We start from the raw sequence: 24,466 nt of genomic DNA on the forward strand, positions 1-24,466 counted from the left end.
AACATACGCTACTGAACATAGCATCAATAAACCACAAAAACTTAAAAGATCTTTACCCGCAGAATTTCAAGAAATCAACAGACCTGTAGTTCGTCGGGCGGATACATTGCAAACATGCTCCGTGTATTCCTGTTTGAGCTCACGCAAGTGCATAGCAAAATAGCCTTCGTAGATATTCCCACTACTTGCAGGGCATGCACTTTCAATTCTGAATACCTTGTTATAATAGATTAGTTTGCCCAGAACAGTTGGTTTAATCTGCTTAAAGAAGAGAATTTCGTCTCCCTTTGTAGCAAATCCCTCGTTTATTATATCTTCTTTCACGTCTCCGAGAAGTTCTTTTAGGTATACCGTCATCCTGTAAGCTTCCTCTATAAAACTCGAAGCCTCCACCGACAGTTTATGTTCCTGTTTCTGTATGTCGGAGACGATTTTGTGTAATAGGTGTCTCATAATACCAATCGTTTAAATGAAGCCAATAATGCCTCCGCAAAATTTGCGATTAGTACCGGGCTTTTTTCATGAGACAGGACGAAGTCAGGGAAGTTTTTTTATTGAAATATAGCTATTAAATAGTTTGAAGTTTTTTTTGAGCAATATGAGAAGCAGAAAAATTAAAGCATAGGGCATAAGTCAAGCATACTCGCTAATTGAAGAAGCTAAGGAAATTGGGATTTTAGAAAAAACTGTTTCACCAAACAGCCAATCTGAAGCATACAAATATTTAGAAGAGGTTTCAAAATGGGAATATCAGCCATTAGCAATTAAAGCTGAAAACTCGGCGTTAAAAGAGCTAATTGATAGACGAAATGAACTCAAAATCGAATTGGGAAAAATATCTGACAATAGAAAAGTTGCTATTGATTATTTAAAAAACTCATTGGGGTATTCAACAGAGGCTAAACAGCAAGAGGTTAGGTTAGAGTCAATAAATTTATATTCAGAAAATTCCGAATTTGCCACAAATACTTGCCCCCTATGCGACAGTATCTTAGATGTAGCAATGCAGACGATTCAAAATATAAACCAATCATTAAATAATATAAAAAACGATCTAAAATTCACAAACGAAGAAAGCCCTAGAATACAGGCTTATATAGAAACTGTAGAAGGTAGCTATCATGAAATCGAAAGTGAATTAAAAATAATAGAAAAGAGCATCACTGCATTATATGTTGAAGATGAAAAAGCAAAAACGCTAAGAGATCTAAATATCAGAAGAGGAAAGGTAATTGAACGGATAAGTCTATTTCTAGAGAGAATAGATACAGATCTCGAAACCGAGGATATTGTATCAAAAATTGAAAATTTAAGGTTTCGAATAAAAGAATTGGAGAATAAAATTGATAGTGATAATGGAGAAAGAAAGACTACTGTCAATTTTAAATAAGATAAATCTCCAAATGAGTAAATGGGTTGAAAATCTAGATGTTGAATATCAAGATTCTCCAATAAGATTTGATTTGAGTAGATTAACGATGTTTATTGATACTGAAAATAAGCCAATTGCACTTCCACAAATTGGAAGTGGTGCAAATTGGGTAGCCTATCATCTTCTTCTAACACTTGCGCTTCATCAACATTTTATTCAAAATAATAGGCCACTACCTAGATTTATAATTTTTACAAACCGACTCAAGTCTATTATCCTCCAGAAAAATCCGATAATTTGGTTGAAATTAGTGCCGATGAACTAGCTGTAAATAAAATGTTTGATTTTATTTTTGATGTAGTAGAATCGTCTTAAATCTTCCAAAAAAGAGTTCGAGTTTTGTACCAGCGGGTTCAGGACTGCGTTTGGAGAAACAGGGCTGAACCAATCCCTCACTTTCCGTCACCTAAAAAGAAACCCAGCGAAAGTCGGGTTTTTCTATTTAATTGATTATTTCTCCTTTGTTATTCGTCAACTTTTTACGCCATTTTTGGCGTTCTTCAAGAGTTAGTTTTGTCCAATCTTTTACTTCGCCAATAATTTTAGTGGTTCTCGGCTACGATATAAACGTGTTGGATTACCTAGAAACTTTTTGTTCGTAACGTTCGGGTCATTCTCAAAATCCCCCTGTTGGTTCAACGATATAAACACGTGGGTTTCCATTTTCTTTTTTATACATTCAGGTCTGCAATTATCTGTTTGCTACTTGCCATAAGATGAGCTTAGTTGCTCAATTGTTGTTTGTTCGACTTTCTTACTAAGAAATTTGTCAATCAATGGTATAATGAGTTCACTTTCTTTGAAGTCAGCTTTTATTGTTGTTATTTCTCCGATATATTCGCCATGTCCGCCGGGAATTATTGCTAATTCAGCGTTTGCGATTTGTCTGTGTAATTCAATAGCGTGTTCTGGTGTAATAATGTCTTTGTCGCCAATTATTATTAAAGTTGGTGCTTTAATGGATTTGATTTGCTCATCAGGAATATCTTTAAAATTTAGCATTCGCTTTGCATCTCTGTCATGCATGATTTGTAAACCGTTTGTGTCAGCGGCAACGTGTTTGTAGGCTGTTTTTAACTGTTCGGGCATATTTTCCAATTTCGCTTGTTTCATAAAGTCCCAAAACCATTCAGGAACCCCGTTACGTTTGGCAAGTGCAGAGCCGATAATAATTTTATCAACGATTTCGGAGTGGCGGATGGCGATTTGTAATGTCGTTGTTCCGCCATTGCTGAACCCGAAAAAGTCGGCTTTGTCAATAGCTAAGTTTTTGAGAAGTGTTGCAATGTCGTCTGCGTCTTGCTCGAATGAAAGGTCTGCGTTTCTGTCACTTGTCCGTCCATGAGCTTGTAACTCAACCGCTATGACCCTTCTGTCTTTTGCAAACAAAGGGATGGCTTTTTCAAAGTTCGATTGAATGGTAGAACCGCCACCGTGAATGAGAACAAGCGGCTTGCCCTGTCCGTAAATTTCGTAATACATTTTTAGTCCATTCACTTCCGAATACCCGCTGTTAAAAGTCGATTTGTCTATTGTTGCCATTGCTTTAGTTTCTTTTTTATTTTCATTGCACGATACTAACACAAAACATGTCGAGCCAAAGATGCTTTACAAACTCAGAACTCACTGATTGTCGAGTTGTTCCGCCAGACCAATAAGAAGACCTTCCGTTCCACGAATATAACAGAGACGATACGCGTTTTCGTATTGAACCACTTCGCCAACAAGTTGAGCACCATGTTTAATGAGCCTGGCTACCATCTCGTCTATATCTTCAACAGCAAACATGACGCGTAGATAACCGAGAGAATTGACAGGAGCTGTCCGATGGTCTGAAAGAATTGGCGGGGTGAGAAATTTTGAAATCTCAAGTCTGCTATGTCCATCCGGAGTAACCATCATAGCAATTTCTACGCGCTGAGACCCTAGTCCTGTAACACGACCAGCCCATTCCCCTTCGATTGTGGTCCGTCCTTCGAGTTTTAGACCTATTTGCGTGAAAAAAGAAATGGCATTATCAAGGGATTCTACAACAATGCCGACATTGTCCATTCTAAGCAATTTGTTTTTTGTCATGGTTTTATCTTTTGATGTATGAATACAAATTTATTATCTCAATATCAGCGTTTACGGAGTTAGGTTGCATATAAAGGTTTGTTATTTTGACGTCTTCATTTTGATTACCGCATAAGGCTACTATACAAAAATAAACCTATTTTATTGATTGTTTGGTGGCAAATGAGACAATAGAGGGGGGGTAAATGGGAAAGATTGTTTTAAGGGTTTTTACGTCCTATAAATTTGTTTTTTCCGAGTAAGAACCCTATAGCTCGTCGTATATTTTCTGAACGGCTTTCCGGTGTTTTCAGTGAAGCAATATACCGAATAATTCTATTCTTTTGTTTTTTGATTCTTTTTAATAATTTTCAGCTAGCAATAGTACACTACGGAAACTTATGCATGTATCTTTGGCTCTCTTATTGCCCCTGCTCAACTCGCTCTAATGCCTCGTTTCTCTTCGTTTCAAATGTAAAGTTACGGAAGGCATCATCCTGGGGAATTTCCAGTTCGAAATTTTTTTGTTCTGCTAGCTCGATTTTTAAGGTTTTTCCCCTGAAATCCAAAACATGCCCGCCCTGCTGTTTATCAACGGAGAGAAAATGAAAATGAAACCCTTTGCTGTTGATGCCGTTTAGGTATTCTGGAAAATAAAACCCAACCAAAGTTCCTTTCGTTTCTGAATACGTAAAAAAATGCTGTCTGTCAAAAATAGTCGTAATAGGCGGAAAAGGTTTCTTTTCAATTGGAGGGAAAGCCCTTGTTTTTACATGTTCGAACACTCCTGATATTTTTATGGCATATACCGAATTCTTATTGCTCAGTAAACCATTAATCAATTTCAAAAGTGCATTTTCACTAATTGGGGTTCCTATTTTCAGTGTCGTGTCGGCTTTAAAGAATGTGACAAAAGACATCGGCGTTTTAAAGCCATTTTCCGGTTCGATGGTTTTGCCGGTAGCTTTGGTCTGATATACATTACCATCTAAAATGGTAAGCTCACCGTCCAGCATATCGGGTGCACCCAGACCGAAATCGCCCTTTAACTTCACTTCTTTCAACGGTAATACGCCTTTGTATAAGCCACCCACAAAGGCGTCGGCAACTCCGTATTGGTACAGTCTATTATATTGATCCATATGTCGTATCTCCAATTCTTTTTTGTCGGTTATAACAATTCTGTTTTTGAACATTTGAGGTAGATAGATCTTTTGTGTAGCACGGTCATAAAATAGGTCTGCCATGCTTTCCTCAGTCAATAGCAATTCCGGTTGTTGATTTTTTAAATGGTAAATCCACAATTTTCCGAAACTTTTTGTTGGAAATGTCGCCCAATCGGAAAGGAGTAGACGGTTATCGTCCATCCATTCAATACCATCGAAAAAACCATTAGGAATATTCGGTAGCTTTTGGAATTCTCCACTGCCGGATTTAAGGTATACAGCCCCTTCGCCTAATGTAGCTCCACTGGTACAGATCGCCAATTGGTCTATAGCTGAGTTATACGAAATTCCGTTGACGGTCGGAACATTACCTATTACGTGATAAGATTTTGTTCGTATATCGATCTCATAGATATTGCCCGAAGTAGTTTCTGTAACGGCGATAAGTCCGCTTTTCACTTTACATATATCATTTAGTAAATGTGCGTCGGGGATGGTTAACTCAAAGACGGTTTTCCGATTGTTAATGTCGAAACCAACAATTCTGTCTAAATCTGCTACATACAACACATTGTTTTCAATGGTCAGCCCCTTAGGCGCATTTAAAACACCTGTGATCGGAGCAAATTTTAATGCAATAAGTTTTCCGTCTTTAGCAATTTCGCTGATAAAACCATCGCCATCTTTATTGATCACATCTTGTCCCTGATTGGATACGAAAAAACGCTTTCCATCTGATACAACGCTTTCCGGCATGGAAAAGCCATTGATTATCGTTTGGGCGTTTAGCTGTACTATTTGCATCAGGACAAGTACACCTGTAAAAATTTGTTTAATTTTGTTCATTGTTTGAGCTATATGCTATATCTATGTTTATTATCTCTCTTACGTATCAAGCACCTATTTCGACTGTAGAACAACATATGGAAGAACATCTTGCATTTTTGAATAAATACTACCAAAAGGAAAAATTTATCTGTTCGGGTAGGAAAAATCCAAGAACTGGTGGAGTGATACTAGTGTATAACTGTACTATTGATGAAGTCAGTGAGCTGATAAAGGAAGACCCTTTTTATATCCATAAAATTGCTCTTTACGACATCATTGAATTTATACCGACCAAGTATAATGCGCATTTTGAATACTTTGCGATGTCCTAAAATTTACTTGCAATTTCTTCAAAAGCCATTTCGACTGAGTTTTCGGAATGTTTATTTGATCTATCTTCGGGTAGATGCGGCCTACAAGAGATCTGATTGCCGTTCTTTTCGGCAGCGTTACCATATGTTCAGTTTTCTTGGGTTTTGGTAATTAACGCTGTCCTCCGATCGCTAATCCTCCGTCTACCAAAATACTTTCTCCTGTTACAAAAGAGGCAGCGGGACTACTTAGCCATACGACCAGTTCGGCAACCTCTTCGGGATTGGCAAAACGTTCTATTGGAGCATGTTTCTTCAGTGGCTCTTTTTGTTCCTCGGCATCTTCAAAGGGAAAGAAACGGTCGAACATCGGGGTTTGAATATATCCCGGTTGGATGTTATTTACGCGTATTCCTGCTGAAGCGGTTTCTACTGCCAAGACACGAACTAATCCGTCAAGTGCAGCCTTGCTTGCTGAATACACACCCGAACCGCTGAAGGCTCCTCGTGCCAACCATGATGACGTGTTTACAATGGCGCCGCCGCTACCTTGCTTTTTGAATTGCTCGATCTCATATTTGCAGGATAACCATGTGCCTTTAACGTTGATGCCGATAATCGTGTCAAATTCCTCTTCAGGCATTTTGTCAATCGGTGCAAAATTACCTTCTACACCAGCATTGTTAAAGGCGATATCTAACCGACCGAAAAAACGGACAGTCTCGGCAATAAGATGTTGCACTGCTGCGCTTATGGAAACATCAGCTTTGATAAATCGGGCATCGGGACTAATATTTTGCAATTCTGCAAGGGCGGCTTCTCCTTGTTCTTGCCTGCGCCCTGCTATGACAACCTTTGAGCCATTTTTCAGAAACAGCTTTGCCGATGCTAAGCCTATACCGGTTGTACCCCCTGTAATCAGGACAACTTTTCCTTTTAGATTTTCTTGTACCATGTGTATTGATTTTTATTACGGTACAAAGTTCGCTTCTCATTTGGTTTAGAAATTATGCAAATCAAACAAATGATTATGAAATACACTCGCCATTCTCATGAATAATCTGTTTTTCAGAAACGGATTTTATCGTGTGCGTGCTTAAACAGATTTCTCGATCAAGGTGGTAAGCGCTAAAATGAAAGTTTTTGGCCTGTCCAGCCCATATTACGTAGAAATTGCTCCCAACTGAGGGTATTCGGGTTTATTTGTCGACTCCACAACAGGTCACGATCTTTCTTAAAATAGCCGTACGCAACAGTGTAGGCTGCCATTCCCAAAATCTCCTGCACTAAAGTTTCATTGGTGCTGAATTCCGGGAAATGGTCAAGCAACTCGGATCGTGTAAAGGCCGAACGGTATATTGCTTTCTTACCGGTCACCCGGGTAAATGTATCGACGATCTCCTGTGGAGATAATATGTCGCCGATTACGGGCAATGACTTGCCGGCATATCGACGGGGGTTTGCAAAAATTTCCAAGACAGCAGGACCTGTGGCGGTAAGCGGATCGACAAATGGTGCGCGAAAATCTTTTGGTAAATAAATCGGAAACTCGAGTGTATCGTTTTTCAATGTCGGCGGATAAAATTCGATCAGATTGGTGTAGAAGAAAGCCATGTAAATAAAGGAACTCATGACCGGTAGCGTACGAATATATTCCTCAATTTTGGCCTTGTCTGTAAAATGGGGTGCAAACATTTTTCCTTCGGTAATGTTAGCTACGTTTTCCAAACTGCTGAAGATAATATGTTTTACTCCCGCCTCGACTGCAGCATCTGCCAATTGTTTGCCTAACTCCATCTCATGCGTTGCAGGAGGGGTAATATTGGGTGTCATTAGGAAAACACCGTATGAGCCACGGAATGCATCGACAAATTCTTTTTCATTTCCGAGTTCAAGTGGTAATTGCACAAGTTCGGCTCCCTTTTTGGTCAAATGAATTGCTTCCGGTGAATTAACGCGACGGGTAATACCCCTTACCCGATAGCGTCCACTTTCGAGCAGTGTACGTGCAGCACTAAAGCCTTGCTTACCTAAAACGCCAACGATCGTGATAAGCGGTTTATCTTTTTGTTTTATTACCTCTTGTTCTTTTAAATGAGATGCCATGTTTTTGCTATTGAATGAAACCGTATAACTATAATTATTTTAGTTGCAAAACTATTTTTAGTTGAATACATTTGCAATAACTATCAAAACGGATAGGTGAAAAATCGGCATCATGAAAACAGAATGTATTGGCGACTTTGTAAAACTGAAAGGGAAAACTTATCCCTGTACCGTAAGCCTTACGATGGATTTAGTAGGTGGGAAATGGAAAGCAGTCATTCTTTACCATTTAAAGGACGAAGCAAAAAGGTATAATGAGCTCCGTAAAGAAATGCCATCCGTAACCGAAATGACACTGAGCCTACAGTTGAAGCAATTGGAAAATGACGGTATGGTATCAAGAAAGGTTTACGGTCAAAAACCACCTATTAAAGTCATTTATAGTTTAACTGATTTTGGAAAGACATTCATTCCTGTTTTGGATGCCATTACAACATGGGGTAATCAGGTTGTTCGTGAAAAGGGTGAATTTGTTTCTATAGAATAGCTTTATTTAAGCTAACTGTTAGCAGATACTTTTAGATAGGTATTTTATTAAGGCTTTGCAAATTACTTTTAAATGGCCTATTCTACGTTTTGTAGGTTCGCTGTGCTATTCTCCTTTCGGAATTGTAGAGGAGTAATGCCTATTTGTTTTTTGAAGAAAATGATAAAGTTAGAAGCATGTTCAAACCCAAAGCTATACGCAATTTCGGCTATATCCCAATTGCTGAACTGTAACAACGCCTGTGCCTCCTGCGTCATTCTCTCTGCAATCCATGCTGTCGTTGTTTTACCGGTGCTTTCTTTTAAAGCTCTGTTCAACGTATTGGGATGTATATAGAGTTGCTGGGCAAACTCGTTGGCTGTTTTAAGTTTTATCGTCTGGCTTGGTGCATCAATAGGAAATTGCCTCTCCAATAGTTCTAAAAATAAACTACTGATGCGTTCTGAAGCATTGGTCGGTTGGTAAAACGTTTCGGGAGCTTGAATTTTCATGGCCTCGTGCATAATGATTTGCACATAGCTTCTCAGTAAGTCATATTTATTGGGGTATTTAGAGTTAATCTCGCGAAACATATTTTCAAAAATTCCTTTCAGCAGCCTGACACTTTCTTCGCTCGGAAAAAACACATGGTTGCCGCCTACTTTGAATAAGGATGATCGCGATAGACTTTCATTTTTGAGGTTTTGACTAATGAAATCTTCGGTAAAAAGACAGAAATATCCAGTCTGATCTTTTGAAGTTGGTTCCCATGAATAAGGAATCAATGGATTAAGAAAGGTAATGGCCGGGTTATCAATTTTTATAGCTTTGTCGGCATAGCTTAAAATACCCTGTCCCTTTGTGGTCATGGATATTTTATAAAAGTCCCTGCGATTGGGGGGAAGCGAGGTGCTATCGCAAGCAAATTCCTCCCGTCGATAGACATTGAACTGTCCGGCTTTGGGATATTCCTGCCCGTGCCTGCCATAAAACTCCGCTATACTTTCTTTTTTATTCATTTAACAAAATTATGAATTTCAAACAAACAAATGACGATATTCGGAAACTAACTATTTTACAGCTTTACCCACGCATTAACGAATTACCATTTTGCGTTAAATACCGTAGGTAGGATGTGTTAGCTGTTCATTGGAGGATATCGGCGGTATCCTTGTTCTTTGCCTGAGTGAGATACTGTTGCAACATGTGGTATACTCTGCGCTTGATTCTATCACGCAGGATTCTTGGACCTAATACCTTGACACATTCGCCAAAGCCCAGTATTTCACGCTCCAGTTCAAAGTTTAAAACAACATCCAAGCGAATTAAAATATCTCCGTTTTCTTCTGTTTTTAAAAGTTGCTGTGAAGCATGTATAGGTTTCGTTAATACGTAGGGTGCGTGGTGACGGTCCACATGCAAAATCACACGACGCCCTCGATCTCTTTCCGATTTTGTGACCCCAATAGTATCCGCATAGTAACGTTCAAAATCGACACCTTCATATGCAATATAACCCGATTTCGCCATTTCTGCTATGTCTATAATCCTATCTAGAGCCAGTGTCATCAATGTTTTGCCTTTTTTCGATTTGCAAATCACAAACCATCTGTTGCGGTATTCTTTCAGTAAGTAGGGAAAGTATACTGCCTCCTGTTCCGATTTTGACTTAAAGGATTTATACGTAATCAATAAAGGTATCTTTTCTCTGATGGCTTTATGGATAGGCGTTATCCAATTTAGGCCTTTCAATAGTTTGTTACTTTCTAACTGTATATACGAGGCGGATGTGTCTTCTTGTTTAGATAAGTTGTTCTCTAATCGAGCAATGATGTCGCTCATTTCTTCAAAATAAGCAAAGCCGTTTAAATGTTTTAAGATATCCACGGCATCTTTCATTTTGGATATGTCGCTATCCGACAAGGGAGTATTGCTGATTGAATAGTGCGGATCCTCGTAAGTATAAAACTTGCGTTTGATAACGATGATGGGAGCACTATAACCCAGTTTGTTACTGCGCATTAATTGAATATCACTCTGTATGGTTCTTTTGCTAACACCACTATGGATGCCTTCCAATTCGTAGAGACCATTCGAAACCCGTTCAATCAAATCGTCCAATGTCCATTTACGATGCCGTTGCCGAAGACAATTATCGATGATTTTGTACCGTATTAAAGCCAGTTTGTTAATTGCCATGAATGATTTTTGCTGATTTTATTTCGTTATAAAGGTAGTTGTTTTATTTTACTGCGCAATATACATGCGCAATAGGGCCGTTAAAAATCTTTTCTTTTCTTAATGGTTTATTTTATTTATCTGACTTTTAGTTTATTATGTTGTTTTTTTGGGATTTTATCATTTTTTGTACTATTACGTAAAAAGGCTGCGTAGTACAGGTAGCACCTTTGTGATGTCGGATATGATAATCGTTCTTTGATGAAAATATTAATCGAATCCAGGTTTTAAGATATGTGCTTGAAGAACAACGATACCTCTTGATTAGAAATGGAATACGTAGAGAAAATTGCTGAAAAAACCAACAAGATCTCCGTATCGGGCAATGAATAGGTTGTCGATCAGTTGAAACGATTATTTATGAAATAGAACTGGATAATAAAGACGTGCAAGGGGCAACGTAAAGAGGCTTGTTGCTCCTTGCTTCGAACGAGGAAACATTTAATATGGAGTGTTATAGCTTTTATGGCCTCCATCACATTTATAACATTAACAAAATGGAAAACAAGAGAATTAACGGCAATGATCTAATTGCTTTAGGATATAAAGAAAATCATGCAATGGGTGTTGCATTGAAAATTAATAGGAAAAGATTGGGTTTCAATAGAGAGCAGATGTTGGCAAATTTCAAACGTGTGCTCGAACATCCAGAATCGTACCTAGAGGATGCTGTTTTTAAACCGTTGGCTGAGGTTTTATTAGAAATCGATACGATGGAAGAAGAAATCATTAAGCTGAAAGAACATGCCGAAGTCTATACTGTATTTGGTGAAGGAAATATTGAAGATGGTGCTAAAAAGCAAATGAATGTGGCAATGAAACTGCCAGTAACGGTTGCGGGTGCCTTGATGCCTGATGCACACCAAGGTTACGGTTTGCCAATTGGAGGAGTCTTGGCGACTAAGAATGCCGTCATTCCTTACGGTGTAGGAGTGGATATCGGTTGCCGGATGGCCTTGTCGATTTTTGATTTACCAGCAACTTATTTGGACACCTATTCCGATAAATTGAAAGAGGTGCTGCTGAAAAACACCCGTTTTGGTGCCGGAAATGGTTATTTAAAACACGAAAGAACAGACCATGAAGTCTTGGATAGCTCCTTATTTAATGCTGATGATTTTATACGTTCGTTAAAAGACAAGGCTTGGACGCAATTAGGATCTTCGGGTGGTGGAAATCACTTTGTGGAATTCGGCATGATAGAATTCGCAACACCAGATGGAGCGTTGGGGGTGGAGCAAGGTAAATACCTGGCATTGCTAACGCATTCGGGTTCGCGCGGATTCGGGGCAACTATCGCAGGGCATTATACCAAATTGGCGAAAGAAATATGTAAACTTCCTTACGAAGCGCAACATCTGGCATACTTGGATGTCAATCAGGCAGAAGGCCAAGCCTACTGGTTGGCCATGAACTTAGCTGGTGATTATGCTTCAGCTTGCCATCAGGTTATCCATGATAAAATCCAATCGGCTTTAGGAGCCGAATTGTTAGCTAAAGTAGAAAACCATCATAATTTTGCCTGGAAGGAGCAGTTTAATGGGGAAGAAGTGATTGTTCACCGCAAAGGAGCTACTCCGGCAGGCAAAGATGTGATGGGAATTATTCCGGGCTCGATGGCTACAGAAGGATTTCTGGTTCGTGGAAAAGGGAAGGAGGCGGCCATTCATTCGGCTTCACATGGTGCAGGACGGTTAATGAGCCGCACACAAGCCTTGAAAACATTATCAACAGCAGACTTAAAGGCCATATTGGAAGACAAAGGTATTACCTTGCTTGGAGCCGGAATGGACGAAGCGCCAATGGCTTATAAGGATATCCATAAGGTCATGGCGGCGCAAGTGGATCTGGTAGACATTGTGGCAACCTTTTCTCCTAAAATCGTTCGTATGGCCGATGATGGCTCGAGAGAGGATTAACCCTTCATAATTGGAATGAACTGGTAATGGTGCCTTGACTAATTTATAGGCTAATTCATGGTAAAAAGGAGTGCCTCGGATTTAAAGAAAATGTATACATTTACTGAATTAATGACATTAATATGGGTAAATCAATACACTTTTACTGTTTAATCATATGTACGGCACTCTTTTTTGCTTGTGAGGAGAATAAACCTATCGATCCGATCAATGAATGCAATACTTCTGCCGATGGATATCCGAACATTTTTTTGGGAGACGTCGCGGATAATACAACCAGATGGGATTACAACGAAGGATCTCCAACATTATATTTAAATGGTCCCTTTTCAAGTCTTAAGGACGGAGCACCTGTAATCGTATTTAAAGTTAAGAACGATACGTTACGGATTATTCCAAACGAATATACCGAATACAAAGGGGTTAAATATGACGTTTCTGTTAGTGATTTGAAGAAAATGGCAAGCTTTTATATTGATTCTCTAGCTGGTATAAAAATATACAATACCAATGCCTATGATTATATGTCGCTAGCGAGATGTTATTTGAAAAGGCTAGGAGAGGATGTACCTAATGTAAATGGTTCCGACAGTAATCAGCCAAATGTAATAGGAAATTAAAAAGAATGCTCAAAAATTGAGAAAGGGAGCATCTGCTAAATGCCGCGATTAAGACTCCCTTATCAATAAATCATCTGCAAATTGAATCAGATTTTGCTTTTTTTCTCGAGGTAAGTTAATTTGATCGAGGGCCGCATAAGCTTCTTGCGCGAAACGATTTTTTGTTGCTTCGGCCTGTTCCTTTATACCCAGTGTGTTATATATAGCAGTAATGGCATCTACCTTCTCTTCAGGGTTAAACACCGTAAGGTGCATCCAATGGTGTATATCTTTTGCTACTGCTGATGGAGCCAGACGTAAGGCATTGATCAATAAATATGTTTTTTTGTTTTCAATAATATCACCTCCAACTTGTTTCCCAAATTTTAAGGGATCGCCATAGACATCTAAAATGTCATCTTGCAGTTGAAAAGCAATACCCATATTAACGCCAAAAGTATAGATAAGTTGCTGGTCTGATGGTGTTGCTCCACCTAAGATGGCACCAATTTTTAGGGCAGCACCGAGAAGAACCGATGTCTTTAAACGGATCATGTGCACATATTCCGATTCGCTTACGTGCATGGAATTTTCAAAATCCATATCTAATTGCTGCCCTTCGCAAACTTCTTGTGCCATTTTGTTGAAAGTTGTTAAAATTTGGGGCAAATAAGCAGGATTACTTTCCGCTAACAATTGATAGGCGATAATTAAAAGGGCGTCGCCTGATAGTATAGCCGTATTGACATTCCATTTCTGATGGACTGTTTCTCTGCCTCTCCGTAAGGGGGCTTCATCCATAATATCATCATGTAGAAGGGTGAAATTATGAAATGTTTCTATAGCTAAAGCAGCAGGGATGCTGTCATTTACAGGGGCCTCAAATAGCTGTGTTGCCAGTAGGGTTAGCACTGGTCTTAGGCGTTTCCCTCCAATATGTAAAAAATAATGAATGGGATCATATAATGTTGTTGGCGTTTTTGGGAAATTTCGTTGGACAAGTGCGTCACTAATCAGTTGTTGTAATTCAGCGATAGAAAGCATACAGCGAAGATAGAAAATAATTTGAACCTGAAGACTTAACCGATTAACGTGAAATCGATTTGCCTTTTGGCTAGATTAACTGTTTTTACTTTAATTTTCACTTCATCACCCAACTGATAGCGTTTCTTTTTTCGTTGACCAATAATCGCATAATTCTTTTCGTCTAGTGCATAGAAATCATCAGTAATATCGCGTAAACGAACCATCCCTTCGCATTTATTTTCTTCGATTTCTACGTACATGCCCCATTCAGTAACCCCTGAAATAATGCCCATATAGATTTGGCCAATCTGATCTTGTAAAAATTCGGCCTGCTTGTACTTTATAGAGGTACGTTCGGCGTCAGCGGCCTTTTTCTCCATTTGAGAAGCGTGCACGCACATTTTTTCGTAGGCCTCTTCATTAACAGCTTGACCGCCTGTTAGGTAATGTGCTAATAGTCGATGTACCATAACATCGGGATAACGTCTAATGGGAGAGGTGAAGTGGGTATAATAATCAAAGGCTAAGCCGTAATGACTGTGTTTTTTCATGGTATAAATGGCTTTGGCCATGGAACGTATAGCTAAGGTCGTTAACACATTCTGTTCTTTAGTACCTTCTACGTCATGCATGAGGGTGTTGAGTGATCGGGCGATTTCCTTCTCGGATTTGGTGCTGATTTTGTAGCCAAAACGAGCAGCAAACTGAGCAAAAGAAGCAAGATTCTCTTCATTCGGTGCATCGTGATTACGATAGACAAAAGGTAGTTTCTTTTTACCCCTTCCTTGTTTGCCAATATACTCCGCTACTTTCCGATTGGCCAATAGCATAAAGTCTTCAATAAGTTTGTGTGCATCTTTTCGTTCTTTAGCATAAACGCCAAGTGGTTTGCCATTTTCATCCAATTTGAATTTAACTTCTGTCGACTCAAAATTTATAGCTCCCTGCTTGAATCGCTGATCGCGTAGTATGTAGGCTAAACGATTAAGGGTTAATAATTCTGTACTATAGTCGCCAATTTTGGTTTCAATAATTTCCTGCGCTTCCTCATAGGTAAACCGCCGGTTGGAATGAATAATGGTTTTTCCAAACCATTGTTCTTTAACATGAGCTTGTTTATCTAAAATAAAAATGGCCGAAAAACAGAGTTTATCTTCGTTTGGACGTAACGAACATAAATCATTCGATAATCGTTCGGGCAACATGGGAATAACACGATCTACCAAATAAACAGAGGTACCTCTTTCATAAGCCTCTTTATCTAGTGCGGTATCTGGCAAAACATAATGCGTAACATCAGCGATATGGATGCCGATTTCGTATGTACCATCGGGTAGTTCGCGAAAGGAGAGTGCATCGTCAAAATCTTTGGCATCTGCAGGATCTATCGTGAAGGTTGTGGTTTGTCGGTAGTCCCTGCGTTTATTGATTTCATCCGTACGGATAACTTCGCTTATATTATTGGCTTCATCTTCTACCGCCTGCGGAAATGCTAGTGGAAAACCATAGTCTGCTAGAATAGCATTCATCTCCGTATTATTCTCTCCCTGTTTGCCGAGAATATGTTTTACTTTACCTACGGGATTCTTGCTACCCTGTGGCCAATCGGTTATGGTTACAACGACCTTTTCCTGATCTTTGGCACCATTTAAATCTTCAATAGGCACATAAATATCATGAAGCATTTTCCGATCATCAGCAATCAAAAAGGCAAATCGTTGGGAAACGGTAAGTACACCTGTAAAATCACTTCTAAATCGCTCCAAGATCTCTACCACTTCCCCTTCTTTTTTGCGGCCCTTACTTTTTTCATAGGCGTATACTTTGACGGTATCTCCATGTAAGGCATTACGTAATTTGCGGGGTGCAATATAGATATCATCTTCAAACTCATCGTCTGTTATGATAAATGCTGAGCCATCCGCAGTCATATCGACTTTACCGATAATAAAGGTTTTAAGCTCTTTTAAAGTAAATTTTCCTTTTTCAACTTCTTTGAATAATCCCGATTTCAGGCGGGATTCTTCCTGAAGAATAGCTAAAATGGTCTGTTTAGAGGAAGGATCTGTTAAGTTAAGTTGTGCAGAAACCTGCTTATAGTTTAATGCTTTATTGCCTGATTTTTCAAAGACATCTGCAATCAACTGGGAAAGCACCTGTTTAATGGCGTTAGCTTTTTTTGTCGACATAAACAATTTCTTGATAAGGGTGGCATTATGCGTGCTACCGGATTAATTTTTATTTTATTGCCTATCGCAAATTTCTGCATTTATTGCAGATGCCTATGGCATTAACAGCTACCTGTTGGATAGAGAAGCCAGATGGGAGGCTAATTTCAGGTAATTGAATTTCTTGTAAGCAATATACGCTATTACAAACAGAACAAGTGAAATGTACGTGTTCATCGTGATGTTGATGAACGGTACAGGTCGTTGAACACAGTGCATACGTTGCGGTACCGTGCAAGTCAAAGATTTTGTGAATAATTCCTTTTTCCTCAAAGGCGCTTAACACCCTATATAACGTTACCCTATCAATATCATCACCAATAGATTTTTCCAGTTCTGGTTGGGATGTTGCGGTGTCTTTACTAAAAATTTTTGCTAATACCGCAAGTCGGGGATGTGTTACCTTAAGACTATGCTTACGTAAAATATTTTCAAATGTCTTCGCTTTCTCTTCAGTCGTCGCCATATCAATTATGATTTGTTGTCTTTTGTACGTTAATTGGAGGGGTTGGACTTGTTTTTCTAAAAACTAGATAGAAACCTACGATTACAAAGGGTATACTCAGTAGTTGCCCCATATTGAACGTCATGCTATTTTCAAAAGTTTCCTGATTCTCTTTAATAAATTCCACAAAAAAGCGTAATCCAAAAACCAGTATAAGGAAATAGCCCAATAAGAGTGCGGGCTTGACATATTTACCCTTACGGTAGCTATAGTACAAAAACAAGAAAATGAGGACATAGCCAATGGCCTCATAGAGTTGAGCGGGATGGCGCGGGACATTGTCTACCTGAACGAAAACGACCGACCAAGGCAAATCACTGGGCTTGCCGATGATTTCCGAATTAAAAAAATTACCGGTGCGTACAAACGCTCCCGATAGAGCGGCAACAATTGCTAAACGATCAATGACCCACCAAAAATTGGTTTTTGTCTTTTTACAAAACAAGAGTGTGGCAATAATAATTCCTAAGGCTCCACCGTGACTGGCTAAACCTTGGTAACCGGTAAAACTTATCGTTCCATTAACCATTCGGATGGGGAGGATCATTTCTAAGAGATGATGACGATAATAATCAAACTCATAGAAAAGACAGTGACCTAATCGGGCTCCCAAAACGGTGCCTATAAAAACATAAATGGTTAGTTTATCCAGTAGCTCTTGGGTTTTTCCTTCTTTCTTGAAGATGCTCAGCATGATGACATAGCTTAAAAAGAAAGCCAGCATAAAGCAAAGCGTATAATACCGTAATCCAAATCCGCCGATATGGAAAATTTCCGGTTTAATGTCCCAATGGATACTTAATAAAAAATTAAACATGGATGTTTTTGCTTGTTTACGTGTACAAACTTATTGAAAATAGTTTGATTACTAGAAGTTTGGTTTCAGTAAATATTTATCGTAAAATTTGAAAATATGGCCAGCTGCCTCTTCTGCAGTGTCTACCAGTCGGTATAGGTTTAGGTCTTCGCTGCTAATTTTACCTTCCTCTAACATACGGTCCTTTACCCAGTCGAAAAGCCCTCCATAATAGGATTTTCCTACTAATACAATAGGAAATCGGGCAATCTTGCCTGTTTGGATCAAGGTAATCGCTTCAAATAATTCATCCATCGTGCCAAAACCACCGGGCAGTACGATATACCCTTGCGAGTATTTCATAAACATGACTTTACGTACAAAAAAGTAATTGAACTCCATCAGTTTATCCCGATCAATATATTTGTTATGGAATTGTTCAAATGGCAATTCGATATTTAACCCTACAGATTTTCCTCCCGCTTCATGAGCACCTTTGTTGGCCGCTTCCATGATTCCGGGGCCACCCCCCGATATGACGCCATAACCGCGCTCAGTAAGTAAACGGGCACATTCTTCTGCTATTTTATAGTCCTGATGTTCCCTTGACGTTCGTGCCGAGCCGAAAATGGAAACACATGGACCTATTTTTGCTAATTTCTCGAACCCCTCTACAAACTCTGCCATAATTTTAAAAATCTGCCAAGAATCCTTTACCTTAATTTCCTGCCAGGTTTTATTCTCAAATGCTTTTCTTATTTTATCTTCACTCGTTATCATATTTGTGTATCCATCAGATGAAGCCTGTTCATATAGTTAAGAACTGATTGGTGCTAAAGTAGTGAAAATTTTTTAACCTTTTTATCCAGGAAGCTTTCGCTGATTTGTTTAAGTTTCCTTTACCTTTGTATTATGAATTTTTCTTCTAAACTTCTAGAGAACGCAGTAAATGAATTTAGCCGTTTACCAGGCGTAGGGCAAAAAACAGCATTGCGTTTAGTTCTTCATCTCCTTAATCAACCTGCACATGACATCGAACGTTTTAGTGATGCACTAACCAAGCTAAAGACGGAAATCTGTTATTGCGAAATATGTAACAATATTGCAGATCAAACTATTTGCGAGATTTGTCGGGCGCCAAAGAGAGACAAAGGACTTATCTGTGTGGTAGAAGATACCCGAGACGTAATGGCCATTGAAAGTACCCAACAATTCCATGGGGTGTATCATGTGTTGGGTGGATTAATCTCTCCGATGGATGGTGTAGGGCCTTCTGATTTGAATATAGATAAATTAGTGGAAAGATTGCGGAACGAGGACGTTCATGAAGTGATTTTAGCCTTGAGCGCTACTATGGAGGGCGATACGACAATTTTTTATCTTTATAAAAAGTTGAAAGACTTTAAGGTGCAAATCAGTACCATTGCTAGAGGTATTGCTTTTGGAGGAGAATTAGAGTACGTAGATGAAGTGACGCTTGGCCGATCTATTGCTACCCGAGTACCTTATGAACGAAGTATTGCGTAGGGAGGGAAGTAAAAATTAAAAAGTAAAACTCACAGTATCCATGACCAACAAAACCATTATTATAACAGGTGCTTCTTCAGGTATAGGATTGGCTTTGGCTAAGCATTTAGCAAGCAAAGGTGCTAATTTAGTTTTGGGGGCAAGGAAATACATAAGCTTATGTGAGATTGCCGAACAGTTGGAAAAAGAATATCGAGTACGGGCAGTTGCTGTGGCATGTGATGTTTCCAATGAAGAGGATTGTAAACAATTGATCAATCAAGCATTATTAACGTTTGGCAGAATAGATGTACTGATTAACAATGCGGGTATTAGTATGCGTGCCTTGTTTAAGGACTTAGATTTGACAGTTCTGAAACAACTGATGGATGTCAATTTCTGGGGAACGGTATATTGTACAAAATATGCTTTGCCGTCTCTGTTGGAACATGGTGGTTCGGTTGTTGGTGTTTCTTCCATTGCAGGCTATAGAGGTTTACCCGGTCGTACGGGCTATTCTGCTTCAAAATTTGCTATGAACGGTTTTATGGAATCGCTACGCGTAGAAAATTTGAAAACTCATTTACATGTAATGCTAGCCTGCCCGGGGTTTACCGCTTCCAATATTCGGAATACGGCACTTAATCAAGATGGGCAACAATTTGGGGAGACCAGTATGGAAGAAGAGAAAATGATGACAGCGGAAGAAGTGGCAGAAAGGATAGTGAAAGGGATAGCACAACGAAAGCGAACGCTTATACTAACTGGCCAAGGTAAGCTTGCTGTGCTCATGAACAAACTTGTTCCAGCTTGGGTAGATAAAAAGGTTTTTGCCTTATTTGCTAAAGAAAAGAATCCGTTGATTAAATAAAACGACTATAACGGATAAAATTATCTCGACCACAGCCGACCGATCTGTTTCATAAGGATGGGATTCCGCTCCGGATACTCTGGTTCGAAATAACGTGTTGAAGCTTTAAAACCCTTTCATTAGACCGCCATCGAGTGGAATCTCTGCACCGGTAATATAAGCCGCAAGATCGGATGCTAAAAAAGCAACAAGATATCCATATTCAACAGGTTGACCTAGGCGTTTCATTGGTATTTGCTGAATACGTCTATTGAATGCGTCGTCGATTGAAATTTTCTTTGCTTTTGCTTGCTTAGCCGCGAGCTCCCGAATCCTTTTCGTATCAAACATGCCTGTAAGAATACTATTTACGGTGATTCCCTGATTAGCTATTTGTTGGGCTAACGATTTACTCCAACTCATGAGCGCCGTACGTATGGTGTTCGAGAGGACTAGATTAATTGCAGGTTCTTTTACAGTTAAAGAGGCTACATTAATAATCCTGCCCCATTTATTTTTGAGCATATGGGGAAGTACTAAATTGCTTATATGAAGATGGGTTTGAAAAAGCAGTTGAAAAGCATCCTGATAATCAGTCTCACTTGTCTCTAAAACATGGCCTTCCTTCGGGCCATTGGTGTTATTTACTAAGATATCAATGGGATACTGATCCAAGAAAGCTTTGGTAGCAGTTTTCATGGCTGCGTAGTTTGAAAAATCGACCACTAAATAACGGTGTTGCTGCGAGGCAGACCGATCAAGTTGACTAAGCGAATGCTTGAGCTTATCTTCATTTCTGGCCATTAAGGTGACAGAAGCACCACAAGATGCTAATTGCTGTGCAATGGCTAAACCAATACCTCGAGTACTGGCACCAACGAGTGCATTTTTGTTATGTAAATTGATTTCCATGCGTTGATTTAAAAAAGCTTAGTCTCCACTTTTAGTCTAATATTAGATTTTCTAAACAAAAGAAGGCGTTAATTTGTACTAAAACTATAAAAATTATCACATAATATTATTATGAAACCATCATGATTTATCAATCACATAGTGCGATGAATAAATCTGATAGCTTCTCACCTTTAAAGAACAAATTTATACAGATGAAAAATGTTAAAAGTACGATGGCGTTTCTATTCTTGTTAGGAATGATTGGGTTTATTGGATGTAGCCCATCCGGTAAAGAAAGTGATGCTGCAACAGATTACACTGATACTGTAGAATCAGCTGCACCGCTTCAAGATAACAACACCCGTAATGATCAGGCTGCCGACGAGCTAACCAAAAAAGATACAACGATTCAAGATACATTCAAGACAAAATAATGGCTTTCCATTATTTGTTTTAGATCCGTTAATGCGTATTGATTTATTGATAGATCTATCAATAGTAAGGAAACAATAAACGGCAATCTATTTTTAATAAAATTTAAAAAGGAATGCCTATATTGCGTCTATTCAATAAAACAATACCATTAATTATGAAGAATTTTTTTATAGGATTTGTTTGTTACGCTGTAATTGCATTAGCACCTTTTTATGTTGACGCCCAGGTTGCGCCCATTGAATCGAATACCGTTCAAGGGGGCGAATTGATTGGCCGTTGGGATATTACCGTTGACGAAAACGGTACATCTCTACCTTCTTGGTTGGAAGTAGAATTGTCCGGATTTAAAACTTTGGTCGGACGTTTTGTAGGCACTGGAGGTAGTGCAAGGCCGATTTCAAAAGTGAATTTTTCCAATGGAGAATTCAACTTTGCTATTCCGCCACAATGGGAAAGAGAAGAACGTGATTTGGTATTAAAAGGTGCGGTCACGAATAACCAGATTAAAGGTACCATTACGGCGAGCGATGGCCGGACGTTTTCTTTTACCGGAGTACGGGCCCCTTACTTAGAACGAACAGGAACGCCAAAATGGGATAAACCGATCAATCTGTTTAACGGAAAAGACCTAAGCGGATGGAAAGCCCTGGGTAAAGAAAACCAATGGGTAGTAAAAGATGGTATTCTAACTAGTCCGCATTCTGGCGCTAATTTGGTTTCTGAAAAAGAGTTTACCGACTTTAAATTACATGTAGAATTTCGCTATAACAAAGAGAGTAATAGCGGTGTTTATTTAAGGGGCCGTTATGAAGTGCAGATTATTGATAATCCAAAAACAGATCATCCCAACAGTCACTTGTTTGGTGGTGTATATGGCTTTTTAGTACCTAGCGAAATGGCTCTTATTGGCCCCGGGACGTGGCAAACTTTTGATATTACATTAATTGGTCGGATGGTAACTATTGTCGCTAATGGCAAAACAATCATATCCAATCAGGAAATACCCGGTATCACAGGAGGCGCTTTAAACAGTAATGAAGGAGAACCTGGACCAATTTATATTCAAGGGGACCATGGACCTATTGAATTTAAGAAAATTGTCATAACGCCTGCCAAACAATAGAAAGATTGATCGTAGTGAGCATTTAGGCTTTTTTAGGATCTAACGATTAAAGAAGATTAAAGGAAGAGGTTGTCGTGATCGACGACCCCTTTTCTTATCTAAAACAGTCAATCCGACGATAGACTGCTTCTCCGCCCACTGCCAGATCCGTACCATTGACAACGGTTATTTTATATTCTAAAGATACCAAGTTTATATTCTAAAGATACCAAGTGGTCATTTTGACTGGATAATGAAATTCAGAGAAGTATCGAAATTTAAAGATTGTTAAAAAAAATTAGGGACTTACATATACCGAATTAAACGAATAGTACATTTGCTAGTCTTATAAATAAGAAAAACCTTATACGCTATGAAAATTTCTATTTGTTCCCTTTTTATTGGCCTATTGCTGACACTATCATCTTGTTCTACTGTTTCCTATATGGGTGATCGATTTTCACCAACCGACAATGTAGACATATACTATTCAAGCAAGGATGTAAAGCACGAATATAAAGTAATTGGACATATTACTGCAGATGTTATTGCCAACGAAGAAAGTTCCAAACGTTCCATTATACAAAAAGCAAAAGCGGTAGGTGCTGACGCTGTTATTATACATGGTATTGAGTATAAAGGTGATAAAGATTCTTCCGGATATAGCAAAGCGGAAACGATTAAATATGTTCAAGAATAGTAAGAAGTTTGTTCGGTCAATTTATATGCTTACCACCAGAACCGTTCTTGTTCTGACGAAATCAATGGAAGAAAGCTTGTGTTATTTTTTTGTTATCTAGAAATTCCTCAACCATGAGTATCCACCAAGAAGACCGCTCTATGATGCTAATATGTGTGGTAGCGGGTAATATGGCCATTCTGGAACTAGATAATTCCTCGAAATCACCTATTTTTGCGCCGCCTTTCATACGCATCAAATCATTCGCGTGTTCATAGCGAACACCATCGGCATCACCTAAAAGCATAAAGGTTGGAATGTTCATTTGCCGAATCTGTGTCGTCCAATCGTATGGCTTTAAGTCAATACGGATTGTCTTTTGCACAAATTCGACAAATTTCTTTGGATGGGGAGAGAGGGTATGGTATTGCTGTGCTATTGGGGTATCTTCAAGCATTTGCGCATTTATTGATGCAAATGATTTTTCTACATCAGGCCACCAGCCATCGTGCTTATATACACCGGAAACGATAACTAATTTTTTCACTTGCTTGGGATGGCGAATACCCATTTGAAAGGCAACACCACCCCCCATACTGTACCCTAGTATATCGGCGCTATCGATTTTTAAAAATTTAAGTAATTCACTTATATCATCGGCCATTGCTTCATAACTTAATTCGCGCTTTGTATCTGCCGTACGACCATGCCCTTGCATTTCGGCTACAATAATTTTTCGATGATTAAAAAGTGGAATAATTCGGTTCCAATTCAGCGGAATGGTTAAAAATGAGCCGTGTATGAGTACTAATGGTTTCCCTTCACCATGTACTTCGTAATATAATTTTAGTCCGTTAACCGGAGCATAGCCGGTTTTTGTAGATGGCCGTTGTCCATATACGTTTATACCGATAAACGACGTGGATAGAATAAATGCGAATAAAATCGATTGTCTTATGATTTTCATAAGGTAGATATGTGGTTAATGTAAAATAATCATTTGTTACTTGGTATCGGTTATCTTCATTTATATCGCTGGTAGGGATTAATTTTTTAATGGTGACGATGCTACGTATAATGGATTATGTGCAATGGATCCAACTGATTCCATTCATGCAAAGTTAATACCGTGACAGGTGTCATGTAGGGATGGTAATCGGCAATATGTAGGGGTGATTACGACTTTCAGAATACAGAACAATGGGAGCTTATTTAATATTTTTTCATTGTTGTCCGGTTAAATTCCCAATGTTCTTACAAAACATGCTTGGTTTCACTTGATCGCTGTTTTTCTGTTTAATGTCGATAGCATGGTCATGTCTGAA

26 protein-coding genes and 1 pseudogene are annotated in these 24,466 nt (G+C 38.9%); 11 read left to right on the forward strand and 16 right to left on the reverse strand.

Annotated features, from left to right (window positions below):
- Positions 1–66 precede the first annotated feature (66 nt).
- Positions 67–453 carry an RteC domain-containing protein gene (locus tag ABD930_RS09205; protein WP_345231416.1) on the reverse strand — a complete coding sequence of 129 codons (387 nt, stop codon included), beginning with the start codon at positions 451–453 and terminating at the stop codon, positions 67–69.
- 373 nt (positions 454–826) lie between these two features.
- Here ABD930_RS09205 and ABD930_RS09210 point away from each other — a divergent pair, with 373 nt between their 5' ends.
- Positions 827–1,390, forward strand: coding sequence for a hypothetical protein (locus tag ABD930_RS09210; RefSeq protein ID WP_345231417.1), 564 nt, complete (start codon positions 827–829; stop codon positions 1,388–1,390).
- On the forward strand, positions 1,356–1,697 hold the full coding sequence (locus ABD930_RS09215) for a DUF3732 domain-containing protein (RefSeq protein ID WP_345231418.1): 342 nt from the start codon (positions 1,356–1,358) through the stop codon (positions 1,695–1,697). Before ABD930_RS09210 ends, ABD930_RS09215 begins: the two co-directional genes overlap by 35 nt.
- Before the next feature lie 252 nt (positions 1,698–1,949).
- On the opposite strand, the pseudogene ABD930_RS09220 reads toward ABD930_RS09215, so the two are convergent.
- The 4 genes and pseudogenes from ABD930_RS09220 to budA form a co-directional block, all read right to left on the reverse strand.
- Positions 1,950–2,093: pseudogene (locus ABD930_RS09220) on the reverse strand (NAD(+)--rifampin ADP-ribosyltransferase); the annotation flags it as partial.
- Between the two features lie 41 nt (positions 2,094–2,134).
- On the reverse strand, positions 2,135–2,974 hold the full coding sequence (locus ABD930_RS09225) for an alpha/beta fold hydrolase (RefSeq protein ID WP_345231419.1): 840 nt from the start codon (positions 2,972–2,974) through the stop codon (positions 2,135–2,137).
- An 81-nt stretch (positions 2,975–3,055) separates the two neighbouring features.
- The gene (locus tag ABD930_RS09230; RefSeq protein WP_345231420.1) at positions 3,056–3,508 is read right to left on the reverse strand and encodes a VOC family protein; all 453 of its coding nucleotides are present in this window, start codon (positions 3,506–3,508) and stop codon (positions 3,056–3,058) included.
- Between the two features lie 401 nt (positions 3,509–3,909).
- On the reverse strand, positions 3,910–5,499 hold the full coding sequence (gene budA, locus ABD930_RS09235; protein ID WP_345231421.1) for an acetolactate decarboxylase: 1,590 nt from the start codon (positions 5,497–5,499) through the stop codon (positions 3,910–3,912).
- 23 nt (positions 5,500–5,522) lie between these two features.
- Between budA and ABD930_RS09240 the strand changes: the two genes are divergently transcribed.
- Positions 5,523–5,813 (forward strand): YciI family protein, encoded by a 291-nt coding sequence (locus ABD930_RS09240; protein WP_345231422.1) that lies wholly within the window; start codon positions 5,523–5,525, stop codon positions 5,811–5,813.
- 151 nt (positions 5,814–5,964) lie between these two features.
- Here the strand turns inward: ABD930_RS09240 and ABD930_RS09245 are convergent, their stop codons facing one another.
- Both ABD930_RS09245 and ABD930_RS09250 read right to left on the reverse strand, forming a co-directional pair.
- Entirely contained in the window at positions 5,965–6,747 is a 783-nt protein-coding gene (locus ABD930_RS09245) for an SDR family NAD(P)-dependent oxidoreductase (RefSeq protein ID WP_345231423.1), read from the reverse strand.
- A 173-nt stretch (positions 6,748–6,920) separates the two neighbouring features.
- A complete protein-coding gene (locus ABD930_RS09250) occupies positions 6,921–7,898 on the reverse strand; it encodes an NmrA/HSCARG family protein (RefSeq protein ID WP_345231424.1) in 978 nt (325 codons plus the stop codon).
- 112 nt (positions 7,899–8,010) lie between these two features.
- On the opposite strand from ABD930_RS09250, the gene ABD930_RS09255 reads away from it, so the two are divergent.
- The gene (locus ABD930_RS09255) at positions 8,011–8,385 is read left to right on the forward strand and encodes a winged helix-turn-helix transcriptional regulator (protein ID WP_345231425.1); all 375 of its coding nucleotides are present in this window, start codon (positions 8,011–8,013) and stop codon (positions 8,383–8,385) included.
- Positions 8,386–8,462: 77 nt separating this feature from the next.
- Here ABD930_RS09255 and ABD930_RS09260 read toward each other — a convergent pair whose 3' ends face one another.
- Both ABD930_RS09260 and ABD930_RS09265 read right to left on the reverse strand, forming a co-directional pair.
- The gene (locus ABD930_RS09260) at positions 8,463–9,383 is read right to left on the reverse strand and encodes a helix-turn-helix domain-containing protein (RefSeq protein ID WP_345231426.1); all 921 of its coding nucleotides are present in this window, start codon (positions 9,381–9,383) and stop codon (positions 8,463–8,465) included.
- A 127-nt stretch (positions 9,384–9,510) separates the two neighbouring features.
- A complete protein-coding gene (locus tag ABD930_RS09265; RefSeq protein ID WP_345231427.1) occupies positions 9,511–10,563 on the reverse strand; it encodes a helix-turn-helix transcriptional regulator in 1,053 nt (350 codons plus the stop codon).
- Positions 10,564–11,099: 536 nt separating this feature from the next.
- Here ABD930_RS09265 and ABD930_RS09270 point away from each other — a divergent pair.
- Entirely contained in the window at positions 11,100–12,521 is a 1,422-nt protein-coding gene (locus tag ABD930_RS09270) for an RtcB family protein (RefSeq protein ID WP_345231428.1), read from the forward strand.
- A 122-nt stretch (positions 12,522–12,643) separates the two neighbouring features.
- Entirely contained in the window at positions 12,644–13,141 is a 498-nt protein-coding gene (locus ABD930_RS09275; RefSeq protein ID WP_345231429.1) for a hypothetical protein, read from the forward strand.
- Positions 13,142–13,189: 48 nt separating this feature from the next.
- Here ABD930_RS09275 and ABD930_RS09280 read toward each other — a convergent pair whose 3' ends face one another.
- The 5 genes from ABD930_RS09280 to ABD930_RS09300 form a co-directional block, all read right to left on the reverse strand.
- Positions 13,190–14,164, reverse strand: coding sequence for a polyprenyl synthetase family protein (locus tag ABD930_RS09280; protein ID WP_345231430.1), 975 nt, complete (start codon positions 14,162–14,164; stop codon positions 13,190–13,192).
- A 35-nt stretch (positions 14,165–14,199) separates the two neighbouring features.
- Positions 14,200–16,335: a ribonuclease R gene (rnr, locus tag ABD930_RS09285; RefSeq protein ID WP_345231431.1), complete on the reverse strand. Its 2,136-nt coding sequence runs from the start codon at positions 16,333–16,335 to the stop codon at positions 14,200–14,202.
- A gap of 61 nt (positions 16,336–16,396) precedes the next feature.
- Entirely contained in the window at positions 16,397–16,840 is a 444-nt protein-coding gene (locus tag ABD930_RS09290) for a Fur family transcriptional regulator (protein ID WP_345231432.1), read from the reverse strand.
- Position 16,841: 1 nt separating this feature from the next.
- Positions 16,842–17,696, reverse strand: coding sequence for a prolipoprotein diacylglyceryl transferase (gene lgt / locus ABD930_RS09295; protein ID WP_345231433.1), 855 nt, complete (start codon positions 17,694–17,696; stop codon positions 16,842–16,844).
- A gap of 51 nt (positions 17,697–17,747) precedes the next feature.
- Positions 17,748–18,452, reverse strand: a complete 705-nt coding sequence (locus tag ABD930_RS09300) for an LOG family protein (protein WP_345231441.1) — start codon at positions 18,450–18,452, stop codon at positions 17,748–17,750.
- A gap of 135 nt (positions 18,453–18,587) precedes the next feature.
- On the opposite strand from ABD930_RS09300, the gene recR reads away from it, so the two are divergent.
- The gene (gene recR, locus ABD930_RS09305; RefSeq protein WP_345231434.1) at positions 18,588–19,202 is read left to right on the forward strand and encodes a recombination mediator RecR; all 615 of its coding nucleotides are present in this window, start codon (positions 18,588–18,590) and stop codon (positions 19,200–19,202) included.
- 40 nt (positions 19,203–19,242) lie between these two features.
- The gene (locus ABD930_RS09310) at positions 19,243–20,052 is read left to right on the forward strand and encodes an SDR family oxidoreductase (RefSeq protein ID WP_345231435.1); all 810 of its coding nucleotides are present in this window, start codon (positions 19,243–19,245) and stop codon (positions 20,050–20,052) included.
- 105 nt (positions 20,053–20,157) lie between these two features.
- Here the strand turns inward: ABD930_RS09310 and ABD930_RS09315 are convergent, their stop codons facing one another.
- Positions 20,158–20,943: an SDR family oxidoreductase gene (locus ABD930_RS09315; protein ID WP_345231436.1), complete on the reverse strand. Its 786-nt coding sequence runs from the start codon at positions 20,941–20,943 to the stop codon at positions 20,158–20,160.
- Positions 20,944–21,089: 146 nt separating this feature from the next.
- On the opposite strand from ABD930_RS09315, the gene ABD930_RS09320 reads away from it, so the two are divergent.
- The 3 genes from ABD930_RS09320 to ABD930_RS09330 all read left to right on the forward strand — a co-directional run bounded on the left by ABD930_RS09320 (position 21,090) and on the right by ABD930_RS09330 (position 23,162).
- Positions 21,090–21,359, forward strand: coding sequence for a hypothetical protein (locus tag ABD930_RS09320; protein ID WP_345231437.1), 270 nt, complete (start codon positions 21,090–21,092; stop codon positions 21,357–21,359).
- Between the two features lie 155 nt (positions 21,360–21,514).
- Positions 21,515–22,483: a 3-keto-disaccharide hydrolase gene (locus ABD930_RS09325; RefSeq protein WP_345231438.1), complete on the forward strand. Its 969-nt coding sequence runs from the start codon at positions 21,515–21,517 to the stop codon at positions 22,481–22,483.
- Positions 22,484–22,835: 352 nt separating this feature from the next.
- On the forward strand, positions 22,836–23,162 hold the full coding sequence (locus ABD930_RS09330; protein WP_345231439.1) for a hypothetical protein: 327 nt from the start codon (positions 22,836–22,838) through the stop codon (positions 23,160–23,162).
- Between the two features lie 61 nt (positions 23,163–23,223).
- On the opposite strand, the gene ABD930_RS09335 is transcribed toward ABD930_RS09330, so the two are convergent.
- Positions 23,224–24,108, reverse strand: coding sequence for an alpha/beta fold hydrolase (locus ABD930_RS09335; RefSeq protein WP_345231440.1), 885 nt, complete (start codon positions 24,106–24,108; stop codon positions 23,224–23,226).
- Positions 24,109–24,466: the final 358 nt, after the last annotated feature.

Origin of the sequence: Olivibacter ginsenosidimutans (assembly GCF_039542865.1) — a bacterium.
GTDB classification, from domain to species: domain Bacteria; phylum Bacteroidota; class Bacteroidia; order Sphingobacteriales; family Sphingobacteriaceae; genus Olivibacter; species Olivibacter ginsenosidimutans.